This is a genomic window from Kitasatospora purpeofusca (assembly GCF_034043715.1).
In the GTDB taxonomy this organism is placed as follows: Bacteria; Actinomycetota; Actinomycetes; order Streptomycetales; family Streptomycetaceae; genus Kitasatospora; species Kitasatospora purpeofusca_A.
Map to the genome: position 1 here is coordinate 11788 of NZ_JAXCLC010000090.1, position 17974 is coordinate 29761.

Sequence of the window (17974 nt, forward strand, 5' to 3'; positions counted from 1 at the left end):
TATTTACCTGTGTTTCACTCCCAGGAGGGTAGACAGGGGTGCAGCAGCTTGACCGCCGGCCCATCACTCCGTCATACCCGAACTCTCCGCCGGAGAGGCGAAAACCCCTTGTGAGGTGTTCGATAAGGCTCCAGGGGGTTTCAACCGTCCCTGGTGGGGAGGAAGTGAGATGAGGGCCAGTCGTTCCACCGTTGCCGGTGGGGCGGGGGCCGGCGGAAGTATCGGCTGGTCCGGCTGGTCTCAGTCCGGTCCGGTAGCACCCGGGCCGGCGACAGAACGAGGGATCGGAGTTCTGCGTGGACATCGTCGTCAAGGGCCGCAAGACCGAGGTGCCGAAGAGGTTCCGGGATCACGTGGCCGAGAAGCTGGAGAAGGTCCAGAAGTTCGACACCAAGGCCATCAGCCTTGATGTCGAGGTGTCCAAGGAACACAACCCGCGGCAGGCCGACCGGTCCGACCGCGTGGAGATCACCCTCCGTACCCGTGGCCCGGTGATCCGGGCCGAGGCCGCCGCCGCCGACCCCTACGCGGCGCTCGATCTGGCCTCGGCGAAGCTCGACGCCCAACTGCGCAAGTCCGCGGACCGGCGTCGGGTCCACAAGGGCGGCAGCGGCCGCACCCCGATCAGCGTCGCCGAGGCGACCGCGGCCCTGGCCGCGCTGCCCGAGCCGAAGCCGTCGGAGAGCAGCACCAACGGTGCCGTCCGCAAGACCATGATGGGATCCCTGGAAGTGGAGGGCGAAGGCCCGCTGGTGGTCCGGGAGAAGACCCACCCGGCCGCCCCGATGGCGCTCGACCAGGCGCTCTACGAGATGGAGCTGGTCGGCCACGACTTCTACCTCTTCGTGGAGAAGGACAGTGGCCTGCCGAGCGTCGTGTACCGCCGGCACGGTTACCACTACGGCGTGATCCACCTGAAGGCCGACGGTTCGACCGTCGAGGGTGGCGGCGCCGGCGGTGCGATCGGCGCGGGCGACGACGAGGACTGATCCGTCCGGACAGCAGGAGAGGGTGACCCCGGTGGCGACCGCCGCCGGGGTCACCGGCGTTCCGGGGCCCTGCGCGGTGTTCCCGGGGCCGTACGCGGTGTTCCCGGGGTGGTGTGTGGCGGTTCCGGGGGCGGTGCGCGGCAGGTCCGGGGACCGGTACGCGGCGGTTCCGGGGTCGGTGCGCGGACGCCGGTCATGGGACAGGTCACCCAATGCGGGGCAATCGGTACCGGAGGGTGACCGCGAGGGCGCCCGGCCGTGGAATGATTGGCCGACACGACCGGCTACGGGGGAGGAGCGGATGGGGGATCAGTTCGGGCTGGGGCCCGCGACAGTGCCGGTCGTGGGGGTGTCGTCCGGCCTCGGGGCCGGGTCCGACTACGCACCGCGCCGGGGGGAGCCGATCCGCGTCCTGGTGGTGGACGACCACGCGTTGTTCCGCCGCGGCCTGGAGATCGTGCTGGCCGAGGAGGAGGACATCACCGTCGTCGGCGAGGCCGGGGACGGCGCGGAGGCGGTGCTCAAGGCGGCCGACCTGCTGCCCGACATCATCCTCATGGACGTCAGAATGCCGCGCCGCAGCGGGATCGAGGCCTGCACCGCGATCAAGGACGTCGCACCCAGCACCAAGATCATCATGCTGACGATAAGCGACGAGGAGGCCGACCTCTACGAGGCGATCAAGGCGGGGGCCACCGGCTACCTGCTCAAGGAGATCTCCACCGACGAGGTCGCCACCGCGATCCGCGCGGTCGCCGACGGGCAGTCACAGATCAGCCCGTCCATGGCGTCCAAGCTGCTCACCGAGTTCAAGTCGATGATCCAGCGCCGCTCCGACGAACGGGACTTGGTGCCCGCGCCGCGACTGACGGACCGGGAGCTGGAGGTGCTGAAACTGGTGGCCACCGGGATGAACAACCGGGAGATCGCCAAGGAGTTGTTCATCAGCGAGAACACCGTGAAGAACCATGTCCGCAACATCCTGGAGAAGCTGCAACTGCACTCCCGGATGGAGGCCGTGGTGTACGCGATGCGGGAGAAGATCCTCGAAATAGGGTGACCGCAGGGCCCGGTGGGCCCCGGCCGCAGAGGTGGCCGGGGTGGCCCGGGGTGGCCGGGGCGGAAAGGGTGGCGCTCGGTCAGGCCAGCAGCCGCTCCAGCGCCGGGCGCAGCGACTCCTCGTGCAGCGCCTCGACCCGGACGGCGTCGCAGCCCACCCAGCCGGCCGCCTCGCGCAGCGCGGCGGCCAGCGCCTCCAGGTGCCGGGGGGAGTCCAGCGAGACCTGGCGCGCGACCAGGGTCCGCCCCTCGCGGGCCGGGTCCACCCGGCCGACGAGGCGGCCCCCGGTCAGGACCGGCATCGCGAAGTACCCGTGCACCCGCTTGTGCTTGGGGGTGTAGGCCTCCAGCCGGTGGAGCATGCCGAAGATCCGCTCGGTGCGCGGACGGTCCCAGACCAGCGAGTCGAACGGCGACAGCAGCGTGGTGCGGTGGCGGCCGCGCGACGTCGTGGCGAGTGCCTCCGGGTCGGCCCAGGCCGCGCCGGGCGTGCCGTTCGGGCCCCAGCCGGCCACCTCGACCGGGACCAGGCCGGAGTCGGGCAGTACCGCGTCCACCTGCTCGGCGCGCAGCCGGTGGTAGTCGACGAGGTCGGCCCGGGTGGCCAGGCCGAGGGCCGCGCCGGACTGGGCGACCAGGGTGCGCAGGCACTCGGCGTCGTCCGGCTCGGCCGCGAACAGCTCGGCGGGGACGGCCTGTTCGGCCAGGGCGTAGACGCGCTTCCAGCTCCGGCGCTCGGTGCAGACCACGTCGCCGAAGGCCAGCGCCCGCTCCACCGCGATCTTGGTGTCCGACCAGTCCCACCACTCGGAGGTCTTCTTGGCGCCGCCCAGCTCGGTGGAGGTGAGCGGGCCCTCGGCCCGCAGCTTGTCCAGCACCGAACGGTAGGTCGCCGCTTCGCCCTGCTTGCCCCAGACGTGCGCCTTCGCGCGGTAGTGGCGGCGCCGGAAGGCGAACAGCGGCCACTCCTCCACCGGCAGGATGCACGCCGCGTGCGACCAGTACTCGAAGCTCGTGCCGGAACCCCAGTACGCCGCCTCGACCGCCGGGCGGCCGACCGCGCCGAGCCGGGCGTACGGCACGAGTTCGTGGGAGCGGGCCAGCACCGAGATGGTGTCGAGCTGCACGGAGCCGAGCCGGCGCAGCATCCCGCGCACCCCGCCGCGGCGGTCGGGCGCGCCGAGCAGGCCCTGGGCGCGCAGGACGATCCGGCGGGCGTCGTCGGCGCCGAGAGTGGTCACCGGTGCGGGGAGGGGGGACGTGCCAGGGGTCGAGGCGGTCATGCCGGCGAGCCTAGAGGTGGGCACCGACAAGTCGCCCGGCCGCCCGAAGCCCTGGGGCTCCGGACGGGCGGGCGCGGCGGTGGTCCGGCCGGGGCCGGTCGACAGCTCGGCCGGAGGTCGCCCGAAGCCCTGGCCGGCGGTGGGGCCGGGTCAGTCGGCGAGGTCGCCGGGCAGCAGGGAGGCGATCCACGCGTCGTGGAACCGTCCGCGCTGCTCGGCGTACGCCCGCAGGGTGCCCTCGAACCGGAAGCCGACCTTCGAGGCGACCGCGCGGGAGCCGTCGTTGCCCACGTAGGCGAGCCACTCCAGCCGGCGCAGGCCGAGTTCGGCCAGGCCGTAGCGGGCCACCGCGGTGGCCGCCTCCACGGTGTAGCCCCGGCCGCGGAACTCCTTGGCCGCCCACCAGCCGATCTCGGCCGTGTCGGTCCGCCCGGCGCGGAGCGCCAGCCCCTGGGTGCCGACCAGTGCGCCGGACTCGCGCTCGAACACGCACCAGACCAGGTTCTCGCCGGTCCGCCAGCCGTTGCGGGCGAGGTCGGTCACGAAGTACTCCGCGTCGCTGCGCCTGTACGGACTCGGGACGACCGTCCAGCGCTGGATCTCCGGGTCCTGGCAGGCGGCGTCGATCGCGTCGATGTCCGACTCGCGCGGAGCGCGCAGGACGAGGCGCTCGGTGGTGAGGACGACGGGCTCGCGGACGGGGGCGGCGGGCGGGCCGGCCTGCTCCCCGGTGCGGGGTTCGGGGCTTTCTTCCATGGGCGGATTATTTCGTCCAGAGATGAATCCGAGCATCCGATTAACGGTCCCGGGCGCCCAACTCTCCGGACGGTTGCCCGGTTTGTCCCGGTGGGGAGTGCTATCGGAGCATGTGCTCGCAGGGGTGACACGGGAATACCGTGCTGACGCACCTCCCGAGGCGTTGGGCTCCTCGCATACGATGGCCCGTGCGGTGGGGTGGATCCGCCGTGCAGTCGTCCAGTGCCAATACAGGCAAGGAGCCCGCTCACGTGTCCGTCTTCGACAAGATCCTGCGCGCCGGCGAAGGCAAGATCCTTCGCAAGCTGCAGCGGATTGCCGCCCAGGTCAACTCCATCGAAGAGGACTTCGTCAACCTCACCGACGCCGAGCTTCGCGCCCTGACGGACGAGTACAGGCAGCGACTCGTCGACGGCGAGTCCCTGGACGACATCCTCCCCGAGGCCTTCGCCACCGTCCGCGAGGCCGCCAAGCGCGTCCTCGGCCAGCGGCACTACGACGTACAGATCATGGGCGGCGCCGCGCTGCACCACGGCTACGTCGCCGAGATGCGCACCGGTGAGGGCAAGACCCTCGTCGGCACCCTGCCCACCTACCTGAACGCGCTCACCGGCAAGGGCGTGCACCTGATCACGGTCAACGACTACCTCGCCGAGCGCGACTCGGAGTGGATGGGCCGGGTGCACCGCTTCCTCGGCCTCGAGGTCGGCGTGATCCTCGGCAACATGACGCCCGCCGAGCGCAAGCGCCAGTACGCGATGGACATCACGTACGGCACCAACAACGAGTTCGGCTTCGACTACCTGCGCGACAACATGGCCTGGTCGAAGGACGAGCTCGTCCAGCGCGGCCACAACTACGCCGTGGTCGACGAGGTCGACTCGATCCTCATCGACGAGGCCCGGACCCCGCTGATCATCTCCGGCCCGGCCGACCAGGCGACCAAGTGGTACGCCGACTTCGCCAAGCTGGTGCTGCGCCTGAAGATCGACCGCGACTACGAGGTCGACGAGAAGAAGCGCACCGTGGGCATCCTCGAGGAGGGTGTCACCCGGGTCGAGGACTACCTCGGCATCGACAACCTCTACGAGTCGGTGAACACCCCGCTCGTCGGCTTCCTGAACAACGCCATCAAGGCCAAGGAGCTGTACCGGAACGACAAGGACTACGTCGTCATGAACGGCGAAGTCATGATCGTTGACGAGCACACCGGCCGTATCCTGGCCGGCCGCCGCTACAACGAGGGCATGCACCAGGCGATCGAGGCCAAGGAAGGGGTGGAGGTCCAGAACGAGAACCAGACCCTGGCCACCATCACCCTCCAGAACTTCTTCCGGCTGTACGACAAGCTGGCGGGCATGACCGGTACCGGCACCACCGAGGCGGCCGAGTTCCACCAGATCTACAAGCTCGGTGTGGTGCCGATCCCCACCAACAAGAACCCGCTGCGCATCGACCAGCCCGACCTCATCTACAAGTCGGAGCCGGCCAAGTTCGCGGCCGTGGTCGAGGACATCGCCGAGAAGCACGAGAAGGGCCAGCCGGTGCTGGTCGGCACCGTGTCGGTCGAGAAGTCCGAGTACCTGTCGCAGGAGCTGCGCAAGCGCGGTATCCCGCACGAGGTGCTGAACGCCAAGCACCACGAGCGCGAGGCGCAGATCGTTGCCCAGGCGGGCCGCAAGGGCGCCGTCACCGTCGCCACCAACATGGCCGGCCGCGGTACCGACATCATGCTCGGCGGCAACGCCGAGCACCTCGCGGCGGCCGAGCTGGCGCAGCGCGGGCTCACCCCGGTGGACAGCCCGGAGGAGTACGAGGCCGCGTTCCCGGCCGCGCTGGAGAAGGCCAAGGCGGCCGTGAAGGCCGAGCAGGACGAGGTCAAGGAGGCCGGCGGCCTCTACGTCCTCGGCACCGAGCGGCACGAGTCCCGCCGGATCGACAACCAGCTGCGTGGCCGTTCCGGCCGTCAGGGCGACCCGGGCGAGTCCCGCTTCTACCTGTCGCTCGGCGACGACCTGATGCGCCTGTTCAAGGCCGGCATGGTCGAGCGCGTGCTCTCGATGGCGAACGTGCCCGAGGACGTGCCGATCGAGTCGAAGATGGTCACCCGGGCGATCGCCTCCGCGCAGACCCAGGTCGAGCAGCAGAACTTCGAGATCCGCAAGAACGTCCTCAAGTACGACGAGGTGCTGAACCGCCAGCGCGAGGTCATCTACGGCGAGCGCCGCCGCGTCCTGGAGGGCGAGGACCTGCAGGAGCAGGTCGGCCACTTCATGGACGACACGGTCGAGGCGTACGTCACCGCCGCCACCGGCGAGGGCTTCGAGGACGACTGGGACCTGGAGAAGCTCTGGACGGCGCTCCGGCAGCTCTACCCGGTCACCCTGGACCTGGCCGAGCTGGAGGAGGAGGCCGGCGGCCCCGCGGGCCTCACCTCGGAGTTCCTCACCAAGGCCATCCAGGAGGACATCCAGGCCCAGTACGGCGCCCGTGAGGACCAGCTCGGCGAGGAGATCATGCGCGAGCTGGAGCGCCGGGTCGTCCTCTCGGTGCTGGACCGCCGCTGGCGCGAGCACCTCTACGAGATGGACTACCTCCAGGAGGGCATCGGCCTGCGGGCCATGGCGCAGCGCGACCCGCTGGTCGAGTACCAGCGCGAGGGCTTCGACATGTTCACCGCGATGATGGAGGGCATCAAGGAGGAGTCCGTCGGCTACCTGTTCAACCTGGAGGTCCAGGTCGAGCAGCAGGTCGAGGAGGTCCCGGTCGAGGACGCCCAGGTGCTGCTCGACAAGCTGGAGAAGGACGCCCCCCGCCCGGAGATCAAGGCCAAGGGCCTGGAGGCCCCGAAGCCGCAGCGGCTGCACTACACGGCCCCCTCGGAGGAGGTCGGCGGCGGTGTGGTCGAGGGCGAGTTCGACGACCTCGGTGCCGAGGACGAGGGCGACGGTCTGACCCGCGCCGAGCGCCGCAAGGCCGCCAAGTCGGCCAAGGGCCGCCGCCGCAAGAGCTGAGGCGGGGCCGACCGGTCCGGTCGGCCGCCACACCGGGCGCCGCTCCCTCACGGGGGCGGCGCCCGGCGTCGTTCCCGGGGCCGCCGGCGCTGCGGGGAACGCTGCGGCGGCGTCCGCCCACCGGTCCGGCGGGGACTGGCGCGGGTCCGCTCCGGGGCGGCTCATCGGGCCTCCACGGCGGTGCACTGCCACTGGCCGGACGGCCCGCGCGGCTCCAGCCGGAACGCCACCATGTGGTGCCGGCCGCCGAGGTCGACCCGGACACAGGCCTCGACGGCGCCCGGCGCGGGCGAACGGTCGTGCACCGGACCGAGCCGCGGCCGCTCGCCGCCCCGCGTCCCGCGCAGGGTGCCGGCCCGGACCAGGGCGGACAGCTGGCCGTAGCAGTCCAGGGTGGTGTGGCGCAGCAGCTGGCCGGACGGCCGGGAGCCGGTCAGCACCTCCACCAGCCGGTGCGCGAACCGCGTGCTCAGGCCGCCCCGCGGGTCGTGGCCCGGTCCGTCGGCGCAGGCCGTCCTGGGGTGGCGGGGGCGCCGCGGTTCGGCGACCGCCCGGTGGTCCCGGGCGGTGCCGCGCGGGCGGTACGGGCGCGCCGACAGGACGGCGGGCGGGGCGGGCGGGGGAGCGGCGCGGTTCGGGCATGTGGTCATGGGCCTTCCTCGGAGCGGCGGGCGGGTCGGGGCCCGGTCGGGGCCTGGTCGGCTGCTGCGGTCTGGTCTGGTCGGTGCGGTGCGGTCTGGTCGGTGCGGGTACGGACGGGTCCCTTGTTAGCGGCCGTCCGCAGCGGGTGGCAACGGCTTTGCGCGGGGCGCCCCGGCCTCCGGAAAGTTCACCTATCCGGGTGAGTCGGCCCGTGCGGCGGCGGGCCCGGGCCGGAGCCGGTCGGCACCGGGTTGACGTAGCGGGAAGGGCGGGAAAGCCCGAAAGAGGACGGTCGGGTTCGCCAGGACGGGCGTTGCGGCCCGGGCCGGTCGGCGCGCAGGATCGGAGATCGGAGCCGGGCCGCCCGACGCGCGCCCGCTCCGGACCAGCACCGCCCCGACGAGGACAGGCGGCCGGCATGACGACATGGGTATCCGGGACACGGCCGACGCCGCCGCGGGCCGACGGCGCTCCCCGGCGTGGCCTGGTGCTGGGCGGCGGGGGCATGCTCGGCGCGGCCTGGACGGTCGGCGCGCTCTGCGCGGTGGAGGAGGCGACCGGCCGCCGGGCCGGTGACGCGGAGGTGGTGCTCGGCACCTCGGCCGGGGCGATCCTGGGCGCGCTGCTGGCCGCCGGGGTCGGCGCCGAGCAGCTCCGGGACCACCAGCGGGGACTGCCGATCACGTCCGGCCCGCTGGCCGGGGTCGACTTCGACTACGACACGGCGGTCGGCGGGGCGCTGCCGCCGTGGCCCCGGGTGGGCATCGGTTCGCCGAGGCTGCTGCGGGACGCCGTGCGGCACCCGCGCAAGTACCCGCTGCTCACCCTGGTCTCGGCGATGGCCCCGCACGGCCGGGGTTCGCTGGAGCAGGTGGGCGCGCTGTTCGGCGGCCTGTTCGGCAGTACCGGGGCGGTCGGCGCTACCGGGGTGACCGGACAGGCCGGAGTGACCGGAGCGGCCCCGACCGGGCCGGCGCCGCTCGGCGTCACCGGGCGCGCGTCGCCGCTGCGGGTCGTCGCGGTGGACTACCGCAGCGGCCACCGGGTGGTTTTCGGCGATCCGGACGCCCCGCTCGCCGGTGTCGGTGAGGCGGTGATGGCCTCCTGCGCGATCCCGGGCTGGTTCGCCCCCGTCCGGGTGGGCGGGGCGGACTACGTGGACGGCGGCTGCTGGTCGGCCACGAACGCCGACCTGCTGCTCGACCGGGGCCTCGACGAGGTGTACGTACTGGCGCCCATGGCGCTGCGCAGCGACCCGCCGGGGCGTCCGCAACCGGGGCACTCGGAGTCCGTCGGGGGCGTGTCCGGTTTCGCGCGCGCCCGGCGCGGGCGCGACCTCCCGCGCGGAGTGCTGGCCCAGCTGGTCGGCCGCTACCGCAGGGCGGTGACCAGGCAGCTGCTGCGCGAGGCCGGACTGCTGCGGGCGGGCGGCGTCCGGGTCCACCTGCTCGCACCCGCACCCGCGGACCTGGCCGTGATGGGGCCGAACATGATGGACCCGGCCCGTCGGGGCCCGGTCCTGGAGAGCGCGCTGGACACCTGCCGCCGGGTTCTGGAGGCCGCCGGCTGACCAGGGACGGCCGGCGGGGGACGGGCCCCGGGACGGCGGGACGGGCCCCGGAACGGCCGGGCCGGCGGGCCCGCCAGGACGCGCGCGGGGCATCACGGGCGGCCCGGCGGGGGCACGGGTGATCGCGGCGACGTGTCCGGAGCTTATTCTTGGGGACGCTGGAAGCTGTGCCGCTGGACGAACCGGAGAGTGCCACCGATGCGCGTGTACGTGCCCACCACCCTGACCGGCCTGGCAGCGGCGCACGCGGGCGGGGCGCTGGAGCAGTCCGCGGCGTACGCCGTGACGCCCGCGCTGCGCGAGTGGTACGTCAGCGAGGACCTGGAGGAACTGGAGTACGCGGCCCTCAACCGCGCGGCCCAGTCCTCGCTGCGCCTGCTGGCCGCCGAGCCGGACGCCCCGCGCCGACGGGTCGTGATCGCGCTCGACGTCGCCGACTCGGCCGTGACGCCGTTCCCCGGCGACGAGTACCAGGACCAGGCCTCGCTGGGCCGGGTGGTGCTGGCCGGACCGGTGAAGCTGGCCAAGGCGGCCGCCGTGCACGCCGATGTCGCGGACCGCGACGTGGTGGCCGATGTGGCGGCGGCGGTCGGGGCGGTGACGGCCGCGGACGCGGGCGACCAGGACGCCCAGTTCACCGTGGACGGCGCCGAGGACCACGACCTGCTCTGGTTCGCCACCCAGGAGATCGCCGGCCTGCTGGCCTGAGCCGCGCCCGAGGCCGCGTCGAGCCCGAGCCCGAGCCCGAGCCGGAGACCGAGCCCGAGGCCGCGTCCGAGCCGGGGCCGACACCGGTGCCCGCGCCCCAGGGCCCCGGGCACCGTGAGCCCCGTCCTACCGGTCCGGCCGGGCCCGGCGCTACCGTTTCAGACGTGCGCACTCATATCGTCTGGGACTGGAACGGAACGCTCTTCCACGACATGGAAGCGGTGCTCGGAGCGAGCAACGCCGCTTTCGCGACCATCGGCGTCGCGCCGATGACGCTGCAGGAGTACCGCGAGCAGTACGAGATCCCGATCCCCCGGTTCTACCAGCGGCTGCTCGGCCGGCTGCCCTCCGAGGAGGAGTGGCTGCTCCTGGACGACGCGTTCCACGACCGCTACCACCAGCTGAGCGCCGCCTGCGGCCTCACCGACGGCGCCCTCGAGCTGCTGGACGGCTGGCGGGCGGCCGGGCGGAGCCAGTCGCTGCTGTCCATGTACGAGCACGACCGGCTGCTGCCGGTCGTCGAGGGCTTCGGCCTGACCGGCCAGTTCCTGCGGGTGGACGGGCGCAGCGGTCCGGCCGGCGGGCAGAAGGCCCAGCACCTGGTCCGGCACCTGGCGGCGCTCGGCAGGCAGGTGGACCCGGCCCGCACCGTGCTGATCGGGGACGCGGCGGACGACGCGCTGGCCGCGCTGGAGGCGGGCGCGCACGCCGTGCTCTACACCGGCGGCTCGCACACCCGGGAGAAGCTGGAGCCGGTCGGCGTACCGGTGGTGGACAGCCTGGCGGAGGCGGTCGAGCTGGCCGGCCGGATCGCCGGCTGAGGCGCTCCACGCCCCCTCCGGACCGACGGCGGCCCCGGTCCGGCCACCACCACGTGGCACGCGCCACTCCACCCCCGGCGTGTCCGGGCGGGCGCGGCGCCCCCGCGCTGGTCAGGCTGGACGGGTGCCGGGCCCGTCGTCGGAACGGGCCGGCCGCCCCCACAGGAGCGGAGCCCGCCCATGCCCATCGACGCAGTCACCGACGTCCCGGTCCCGGGGAACGAGCCGGTGCTCGGCTACGCGCCCGGCAGCCCGGAGCGGGAGCGGCTGGTGCGCCGGCTGGACGAGCTGGCGGCCGAGCCGGTCCCGCTGCCGATGACCATCGGCGGCGAGCAGCGGTTCGGGGGCGGCGAGCGGATCGACGTCGTCCAGCCGCACCACCACGCGGCGAAGCTGGGTGTGCTGGGCAACGCCACCCGGGAGGACGCCAGGGCCGCCGTGGACGCCGCGCTGGCCGCCGGGCGGGAGTGGCGCGGGCTGTCCTTCGACGACCGGGCGGCGGTCTTCCTGCGCGCCGCCGACCTGCTGGCCGGGCCGTGGCGGGAGACGCTCAACGCGGCGACCATGCTCGGCCAGTCCAAGACGGCCCAGCAGGCGGAGATCGACTCGGCCTGCGAGCTGATCGACTTCTGGCGCTACAACGTCCACTTCGCCCGGCGGATCCTGGCCGAGCAGCCGGTCTCCTCGCCCGGGGTGTGGAACCGCACCGACCACCGCCCGCTGGAGGGCTTCGTCTACGCGGTCACCCCGTTCAACTTCACCGCGATCGCCGGGAACCTGCCGACCGCGCCGGCGCTGATGGGCAACACCGTGGTGTGGAAGCCGGCGCCGACCCAGACGCTGGCCGCGTACCACCTGATGCGGCTGCTGGAGGCGGCCGGGCTGCCGCCGGGAGTGATCAACCTGGTCACCGGTGACGGGCAGCAGCTGTCCGCGGTGGCGCTGGCCGATCCGGCCCTGGCCGGGCTGCACTTCACGGGTTCCACCGCGACCTTCCAGTCGCTCTGGCAGACGATCGGCGCCAACATCGGCGGCTACCGCACCTACCCCCGGATCGTCGGCGAGACCGGTGGCAAGGACTTCCTGCTGGCGCACCGCTCGGCCGATCCGGAGGTCCTCAAGGCGGCGCTGATCCGGGGCGCCTTCGAGTACCAGGGCCAGAAGTGCTCGGCGCTCTCCCGCGCGTACCTGCCGCGCAGCCTCTGGCAGCGGATCAAGGACGACCTGCTCGCCGAGGTGGACGCGCTGGCCGTCGGCGACGTCACCGACCTGTCGAACTTCATGGGCGCGCTGATCGACCGGCGCGCGTTCGAGCGGAACCGGGACGCGATCGAGCGGGCCAAGGCCGACCCGACGGTGGAGCTGGCGGCCGGCGGACAGTACGACGACGCGATCGGCTGGTTCGTCCGCCCGACCGTGCTGGTCTCCTCGGACCACCGCAACGAGATGTTCCGCACCGAGTACTTCGGCCCGATCCTGGCCGTCCACGTCTACGAGGACTCCCGCTGGGAGGACGTGCTGGGCCGGGTCGACGCGGGTGCCCCGTACGGGCTGACCGGCGCGGTGGTCGCGCAGGACCGCTACGCGATCGCGCAGGCCCTGGAGGCGCTGCGGTTCGCCGCCGGGAACTTCTACATCAACGACAAGCCGACCGGCGCCGTGGTGGGCCAGCAGCCGTTCGGCGGCGGCCGGGCGTCCGGCACCAACGACAAGGCGGGCGCGCCGCAGAACCTGCTGCGCTGGACCTCGGCGAGGTCGATCAAGGAGACGTTCGTGCCGCCGACCACATACGTTCACCCGTACATGGGCTGAATGCCGACGGTCCGCACACGTGCTCCGCACGAAGTTCCGGCTTTCGGCGCAAACCGGCAGGCTGATTGGACAAGCTGTCCAGGACGGCCCGATCTTCCTGCAGGTTTGCGCCTGCTTGTCCCCTGACACCTTCGATTGATCCCGTTAGGCTGGCTGGCGTCGTCGGGTGGCTCCGCAGGCCGAACGTTGCGTCCTACCCGCTGCAGAGGTGTTCCATGCGCGCCATGGAGCCTTTTCAGCTGGATGGTGCGGCAGGATTTGCGGAAGACCCCCGGCGGTGGACACCGAGACCACCACCGAGTCACGCAACGGCGCGCGACAGGAGCCAAGAAGTCATGCAGACCAAGCTGGACGCAGCCAAGGCCGAACTGCTCAGGAAGGCAGCAGCAGCCGCTGAGAACAGCCAGGTGGGGGGAGCGGCGCCGGGGGAGGGACTGAGCACCGGCGCTCTGTCCGCGTACCTGCACCACTACTACCTCCACACGGCGCCCGAGGACCTGCTCGACCGGGACCCGGTCGACGTCTACGGCGCGGCCGCCTCGCACTACCGCCTGGGCCTCAAGCGTCCCCAGGGCACCGCCGAGGTGCGGGTGCACACCCCCTCGGTCGAGGAGAACGGCTGGTCCTGCGGCCACACCGTGGTCGAGGTCGTCACCGACGACATGCCGTTCCTGGTCGACTCGGTGACCAACGAGCTGTCCCGCCAGGACCGCGCGATCCACGTCGTCATCCACCCCCAGCTGGTCGTCCGCCGCGACATCACCGGCAAGCTGCTGGAGATCCTCGACGTCGACGCCTGCGCCCGCAGCCAGGCCGCCGGCGCCGCGTGGCCGGCCGACGCGACCGTCGAGTCGTGGATGCACATCGAGGTCGACCGCGAGACCGACCGCGAGGACCTGCGCGAGATCGAGGCCGACCTGCGCCGGGTGCTCGGCGACGTCCGCGAGGTCGTCGAGGACTGGACCAAGATGCGCGAGTCCGCGCTGCGTCTGGCCGACGAGCTCGCCGAGCAGCCCCCGGCCGGCCTGCCGGAGCAGGAGGTCGGCGAGGCCTGGGAGCTCATGCGCTGGCTCGCCGACGACCACTTCACCTTCCTCGGCTACCGCGAGTACGACCTGGTCGAGCACGAGGGCGAGGAGGTCCTCAAGGCCGTCGCCGGGACCGGCCTCGGCATCCTGCGCTCCGACCCGATCGGCCACGACGACCAGCACCACGCCGTCAGCGAGGCCTTCGGCCGGCTGTCCGCGCCGGTGCGCGCCAAGGCCCACGAGAAGAAGCTGCTCGTCCTCACCAAGGCCAACAGCCGGGCGACCGTGCACCGCCCGTCCTACCTCGACTACGTCGGCGTGAAGAAGTTCGACGCCAACGGCGAGGTCATCGGCGAGCGCCGCTTCCTGGGCCTGTTCTCGGCCGCCGCCTACACCGAGTCGGTCAGCCGCATCCCGGTGGTCCGCCGCAAGGTCCAGGACGTCATCCTCAGCTCCGGCTTCTCGACCGAGAGCCACGACGGCCGCGACCTGCTGCAGATCCTGGAGACCTTCCCCCGGGACGAGATCTTCCAGACCCCGGCCGACGAGCTGCTGCAGATCGCCACCAGCGTGCTCTACCTCCAGGAGCGCCGCCGGCTGCGGCTGTTCCTGCGCCAGGACGAGTACGGGCGCTACTTCTCCGCGCTGGTCTACCTGCCGCGCGACCGCTACACCACCCGCATCCGGCTGCGCCTCATGGACATCCTGATGCAGGAGCTCAACGGCGCCTCGATCGACTACACGGTCTGGTCGACGGAGTCGGTGCTGACCCGGCTGCACTTCGTCGTCCGGGTCACCCCCGGCAGCGAGCTGCCCCACCTCACGGACGCCGAGATCGAGCGGATCGAGGCCAAGCTGGCCGAGGCCGCCCGGTTCTGGATGGACGGGTTCAACGACCAGCTGCACGTCGAGCTGGGCGAGGAGAAGGCCGCCGAGCTCTCCCGCAAGTACGCCAACGCCTTCCCCGACGGCTACCGCGCCGACTTCACCGCGCGTACCGCGGTCGCGGACCTCAAGCAGATCGAGGCGCTGCACGGGGACGGCGACTTCCGGCTGAACCTCTACCAGCCGGTCGGCGCCGGCGACGACGAGCGCCGCTTCAAGATCTACCGGGTGGGCGGCCCGATCTCGCTCACCGAGGTGCTGCCGGTCCTCCAGCGGCTGGGCGTCGAGGTGCTCGACGAGCACCCGTACGCGCTGACCCGCTCCGACCACACCACCGCCTGGGTGTACGACTTCGGTCTGCGGCTGCGCGAGGCCGTCGAGCTGACCGACGAGGCCCGCGACCGCTTCCAGGAGACCTTCGCCGCCACCTGGACCGGCAAGGCCGAGAACGACGGCTTCAACGACCTCGTCCTGACCGCCGGGCTGACCTGGCGCCAGGCGATGATGCTGCGCGCGTACGCCAAGTACCTGCGCCAGGCGGGCTCCACGTTCTCCCAGGACTACATGGAGGACGCGCTCCGCAACAACACCCACACCACCCGCCTGCTGGTGAACCTCTTCGAGGCCCGGCTGAGCCCCAGCCACCAGCAGGGCGCGCTGGAGCTGACCGAGGGCATCCTGGAGGAGCTGGACGGCGCGCTGGACGAGGTCGCCTCGCTGGACGAGGACCGCATCCTGCGCTCCTTCCTGCACCTCATCAAGGCCACCCTGCGGACCAACTTCTTCCAGCACGACGGCACCGGCGCGTGGCACTCCTACGTGTCGATGAAGTTCGACCCGAAGGCCATCCCCGACCTGCCGGCCCCGCGCCCGGCGTTCGAGATCTGGGTCTACTCGCCGCAGGTCGAGGGCGTGCACCTGCGCTTCGGCAAGGTCGCCCGCGGCGGTCTGCGCTGGTCCGACCGGCGTGAGGACTTCCGCACCGAGATCCTCGGCCTGGTCAAGGCGCAGATGGTGAAGAACACCGTCATCGTGCCGGTCGGCGCCAAGGGCGGCTTCGTCGCCAAGCAGCTGCCGGACCCGTCGGTGGACCGCGACGCCTGGCTGGCCGAGGGCGTCTCGTCCTACAAGACCTTCATCTCGGCGCTGCTGGACATCACCGACAACCTGGTCGGCGGCGAGGTCGTCCACCCGGCCGACGTGGTCCGCCACGACGAGGACGACACCTACCTGGTCGTCGCCGCCGACAAGGGCACCGCGACCTTCTCCGACATCGCCAACGGTGTCGCCGAGTCCTACGGCTTCTGGCTGGGCGACGCGTTCGCCTCCGGCGGCTCGGCCGGCTACGACCACAAGGGCATGGGCATCACCGCCCGCGGCGCCTGGGAGTCCGTCAAGCGCAACTTCCGCGAGCTCGGCGTCGACACCCAGTCCGAGGACTTCACCGTCGTCGGCATCGGCGACATGTCCGGCGACGTCTTCGGCAACGGCATGCTGCTCAGCGAGCACATCCGCCTGGTCGCCGCCTTCGACCACCGCCACATCTTCCTGGACCCGAACCCGGTGGCGGCCTCCTCGTACGCCGAGCGCCGCCGCCTGTTCGAGCTGCCCCGCAGCTCCTGGGACGACTACGACAGGTCGCTGATCTCGGCCGGCGGCGGGATCTTCCCGCGCAGCGCCAAGTCGATCCAGCTCACCGCGCAGGTCCGGGCCGCACTGGGAGTCTCCGACACCCGGCTCACCCCCGCCGAGCTGATGAAGGCCATCCTCCAGGCGCCGGTCGACCTGTTCTGGAACGGCGGCATCGGCACCTACGTCAAGGCCTCCACCGAGACCAACGCCGAGGTCGGCGACAAGGCCAACGACGCCATCCGGGTCAACGGCGAGCAGGTCCGCGCCCGCGTCGTCGGCGAGGGCGGCAACCTCGGCTGCACCCAGCTCGGCCGCATCGAGTACGCGGCCTCCGGCGGCCCGGAGAGCGCCGGCGGCTGGATTAACACCGACGCCATCGACAACTCGGCCGGCGTCGACACCTCGGACCACGAGGTCAACATCAAGATCCTGCTGAACCAGGTGGTCGCCGACGGCGACATGACGGTCAAGCAGCGCAACACCCTGCTCGCCGAGATGACCGACGAGGTCGGCCACCTCGTCCTGCGCAACAACTACGCGCAGAACGTGGTGCTGGCCAACGCGGTGGCCCAGGCGCACAGCATGGTCAACGTCCACTCCCGGATGATCAACCGGCTGGAGTCGGGCGGCCAGCTGGACCGGGGCCTGGAGTTCCTGCCCACCGAGCGGCAGATCCGCGAGCGCCAGCAGAACGGCCGGGGTCTGTCCCAGCCCGAGATGTCGGTGCTGCTCGCCTACACCAAGATCACCCTGGCCGAGGAGCTGCTCGCCACCGACCTGCCCGACGACCCGTTCTTCCGCACCGCGCTGCACGAGTACTTCCCCAGCGCGCTGCGGGCCCGGTTCGCCGAGCAGATCGACCGGCACCCGCTGCGCCGCGAGATCATCACCACGCTGATCGTCAACGACACGATCAACCGCGGTGGCTGCACCTTCGCCTTCCGGCTGAAGGAGGAGACCGGCGCGACCTACGAAGAGGTCGCCCGCACCCACACCGCCGCCCGGGCCGTCTTCGGCCTGGAGGAGATCTGGTCCGAGATCGAGGGCCTGGACAACCGGGTCCCGGCCCGGGCACAGACCAAGATGCGGCTGCACTCGCGCCGTCTGGTCGAGCGCGCCACCCGGTGGATGCTCAACAACCGGCGCCAGCCGCTGGACATCGCCGGCACCATCGAGTTCTTCCACGACCGGGTCAACCAGGTCTGGGGCTCGCTGCCCAAGCCGCTGCGCGGCGAGGACCTGGTCTGGTTCGAGCACGTCTACGGGGAGCTCGCCGGCGCCGGTGTGCCGGAGGAGCTCGCCACCCGGGTCGCGGGCCTGTCCTCGACCTTCCCGACCCTGGACATCACCGAGGTCGCGGACCGGTCCGGCAAGGACGTCGCCGAGGTCGCCGAGCTCTACTACGACCTCGCCGACCGGCTGCAGATCACCCACCTGCTCGACCGCATCATCGAGCTGCCCCGCACCGACCGCTGGTCGTCGATGGCCCGCGCCGCCATCCGCGAGGACCTCTTCGCGGCCCACGCGGCGCTGACCGCCGACATCCTGGCCTGCGGCCCCGACGGCGCCACCCCCGAGGAGCGCTACACCGCCTGGGCGGAGCTCAACGCGACCCTGCTGAACCGCGCCAAGAGCACCCTCGACGACATAAGGGGTTCGGACAACTACGAGCTGTCCAGCCTCTCGGTCGCGATGCGCGTCATCCGCACCCTGCTCCGCACGGGTTCGATGCGCTGACGGAGAGCAGTTCCGAACGGCGGGGCCCCCGGCCGGGG

The 17974-nt window shown here is 72.0% G+C and carries 11 protein-coding genes; 8 read left to right on the forward strand and 3 right to left on the reverse strand.

The window, feature by feature from the left end:
* The first annotated feature begins 296 nt into the window (after positions 1-296).
* Both hpf and SM793_RS32450 read left to right on the forward strand, forming a co-directional pair.
* Positions 297-989, forward strand: coding sequence for a ribosome hibernation-promoting factor, HPF/YfiA family (hpf, locus tag SM793_RS32445; RefSeq protein WP_320441908.1), 693 nt, complete (start codon positions 297-299; stop codon positions 987-989).
* 301 nt (positions 990-1290) lie between these two features.
* A complete protein-coding gene (locus SM793_RS32450) occupies positions 1291-2049 on the forward strand; it encodes a response regulator transcription factor (protein WP_320441909.1) in 759 nt (252 codons plus the stop codon).
* 79 nt (positions 2050-2128) lie between these two features.
* On the opposite strand, the gene SM793_RS32455 is transcribed toward SM793_RS32450, so the two are convergent.
* Both SM793_RS32455 and SM793_RS32460 read right to left on the reverse strand, forming a co-directional pair.
* Positions 2129-3331, reverse strand: a complete 1203-nt coding sequence (locus SM793_RS32455; protein WP_320441910.1) for a winged helix-turn-helix domain-containing protein — start codon at positions 3329-3331, stop codon at positions 2129-2131.
* 150 nt (positions 3332-3481) lie between these two features.
* A complete protein-coding gene (locus tag SM793_RS32460) occupies positions 3482-4087 on the reverse strand; it encodes a GNAT family N-acetyltransferase (protein ID WP_320441911.1) in 606 nt (201 codons plus the stop codon).
* A gap of 251 nt (positions 4088-4338) precedes the next feature.
* Between SM793_RS32460 and secA the strand changes: the two genes are divergently transcribed.
* A complete protein-coding gene (gene secA, locus SM793_RS32465) occupies positions 4339-7101 on the forward strand; it encodes a preprotein translocase subunit SecA (RefSeq protein WP_320441912.1) in 2763 nt (920 codons plus the stop codon).
* Positions 7102-7262: 161 nt separating this feature from the next.
* Here secA and SM793_RS32470 read toward each other — a convergent pair whose 3' ends face one another.
* Positions 7263-7751, reverse strand: a complete 489-nt coding sequence (locus tag SM793_RS32470; protein ID WP_320441913.1) for an Rv3235 family protein — start codon at positions 7749-7751, stop codon at positions 7263-7265.
* Positions 7752-8161: 410 nt separating this feature from the next.
* On the opposite strand from SM793_RS32470, the gene SM793_RS32475 reads away from it, so the two are divergent.
* The 5 genes from SM793_RS32475 to SM793_RS32495 all read left to right on the forward strand — a co-directional run bounded on the left by SM793_RS32475 (position 8162) and on the right by SM793_RS32495 (position 17936).
* Positions 8162-9313 (forward strand): patatin-like phospholipase family protein, encoded by a 1152-nt coding sequence (locus SM793_RS32475; protein WP_320441914.1) that lies wholly within the window; start codon positions 8162-8164, stop codon positions 9311-9313.
* 198 nt (positions 9314-9511) lie between these two features.
* A complete protein-coding gene (locus SM793_RS32480) occupies positions 9512-10021 on the forward strand; it encodes a DUF6912 family protein (RefSeq protein WP_320441915.1) in 510 nt (169 codons plus the stop codon).
* A 164-nt stretch (positions 10022-10185) separates the two neighbouring features.
* Positions 10186-10842 (forward strand): HAD family hydrolase, encoded by a 657-nt coding sequence (locus SM793_RS32485; RefSeq protein ID WP_413816087.1) that lies wholly within the window; start codon positions 10186-10188, stop codon positions 10840-10842.
* A 186-nt stretch (positions 10843-11028) separates the two neighbouring features.
* The gene (gene pruA, locus SM793_RS32490) at positions 11029-12654 is read left to right on the forward strand and encodes an L-glutamate gamma-semialdehyde dehydrogenase (protein WP_320441919.1); all 1626 of its coding nucleotides are present in this window, start codon (positions 11029-11031) and stop codon (positions 12652-12654) included.
* Positions 12655-12989: 335 nt separating this feature from the next.
* Positions 12990-17936 (forward strand): NAD-glutamate dehydrogenase, encoded by a 4947-nt coding sequence (locus tag SM793_RS32495; RefSeq protein ID WP_320441916.1) that lies wholly within the window; start codon positions 12990-12992, stop codon positions 17934-17936.
* Positions 17937-17974: the final 38 nt, after the last annotated feature.

What these genes read in the sequence shown, in the direction of transcription:
- SM793_RS32450 (WP_320441909.1), top strand. Translation starts at nt 1,291, where the DNA reads ATGGGGGATCAGTTCGGGCTGGGGCCCGCGACAGTGCCGGTCGTGGGG.
- SM793_RS32455 (WP_320441910.1), bottom strand. Translation starts at nt 3,331, where the DNA reads ATGACCGCCTCGACCCCTGGCACGTCCCCCCTCCCCGCACCGGTGACC.
- SM793_RS32460 (WP_320441911.1), bottom strand. Translation starts at nt 4,087, where the DNA reads ATGGAAGAAAGCCCCGAACCCCGCACCGGGGAGCAGGCCGGCCCGCCC.
- SM793_RS32470 (WP_320441913.1), bottom strand. Translation starts at nt 7,751, where the DNA reads ATGACCACATGCCCGAACCGCGCCGCTCCCCCGCCCGCCCCGCCCGCC.
- SM793_RS32475 (WP_320441914.1), top strand. Translation starts at nt 8,162, where the DNA reads ATGACGACATGGGTATCCGGGACACGGCCGACGCCGCCGCGGGCCGAC.
- SM793_RS32480 (WP_320441915.1), top strand. Translation starts at nt 9,512, where the DNA reads ATGCGCGTGTACGTGCCCACCACCCTGACCGGCCTGGCAGCGGCGCAC.
- SM793_RS32495 (WP_320441916.1), top strand. Translation starts at nt 12,990, where the DNA reads ATGCAGACCAAGCTGGACGCAGCCAAGGCCGAACTGCTCAGGAAGGCA.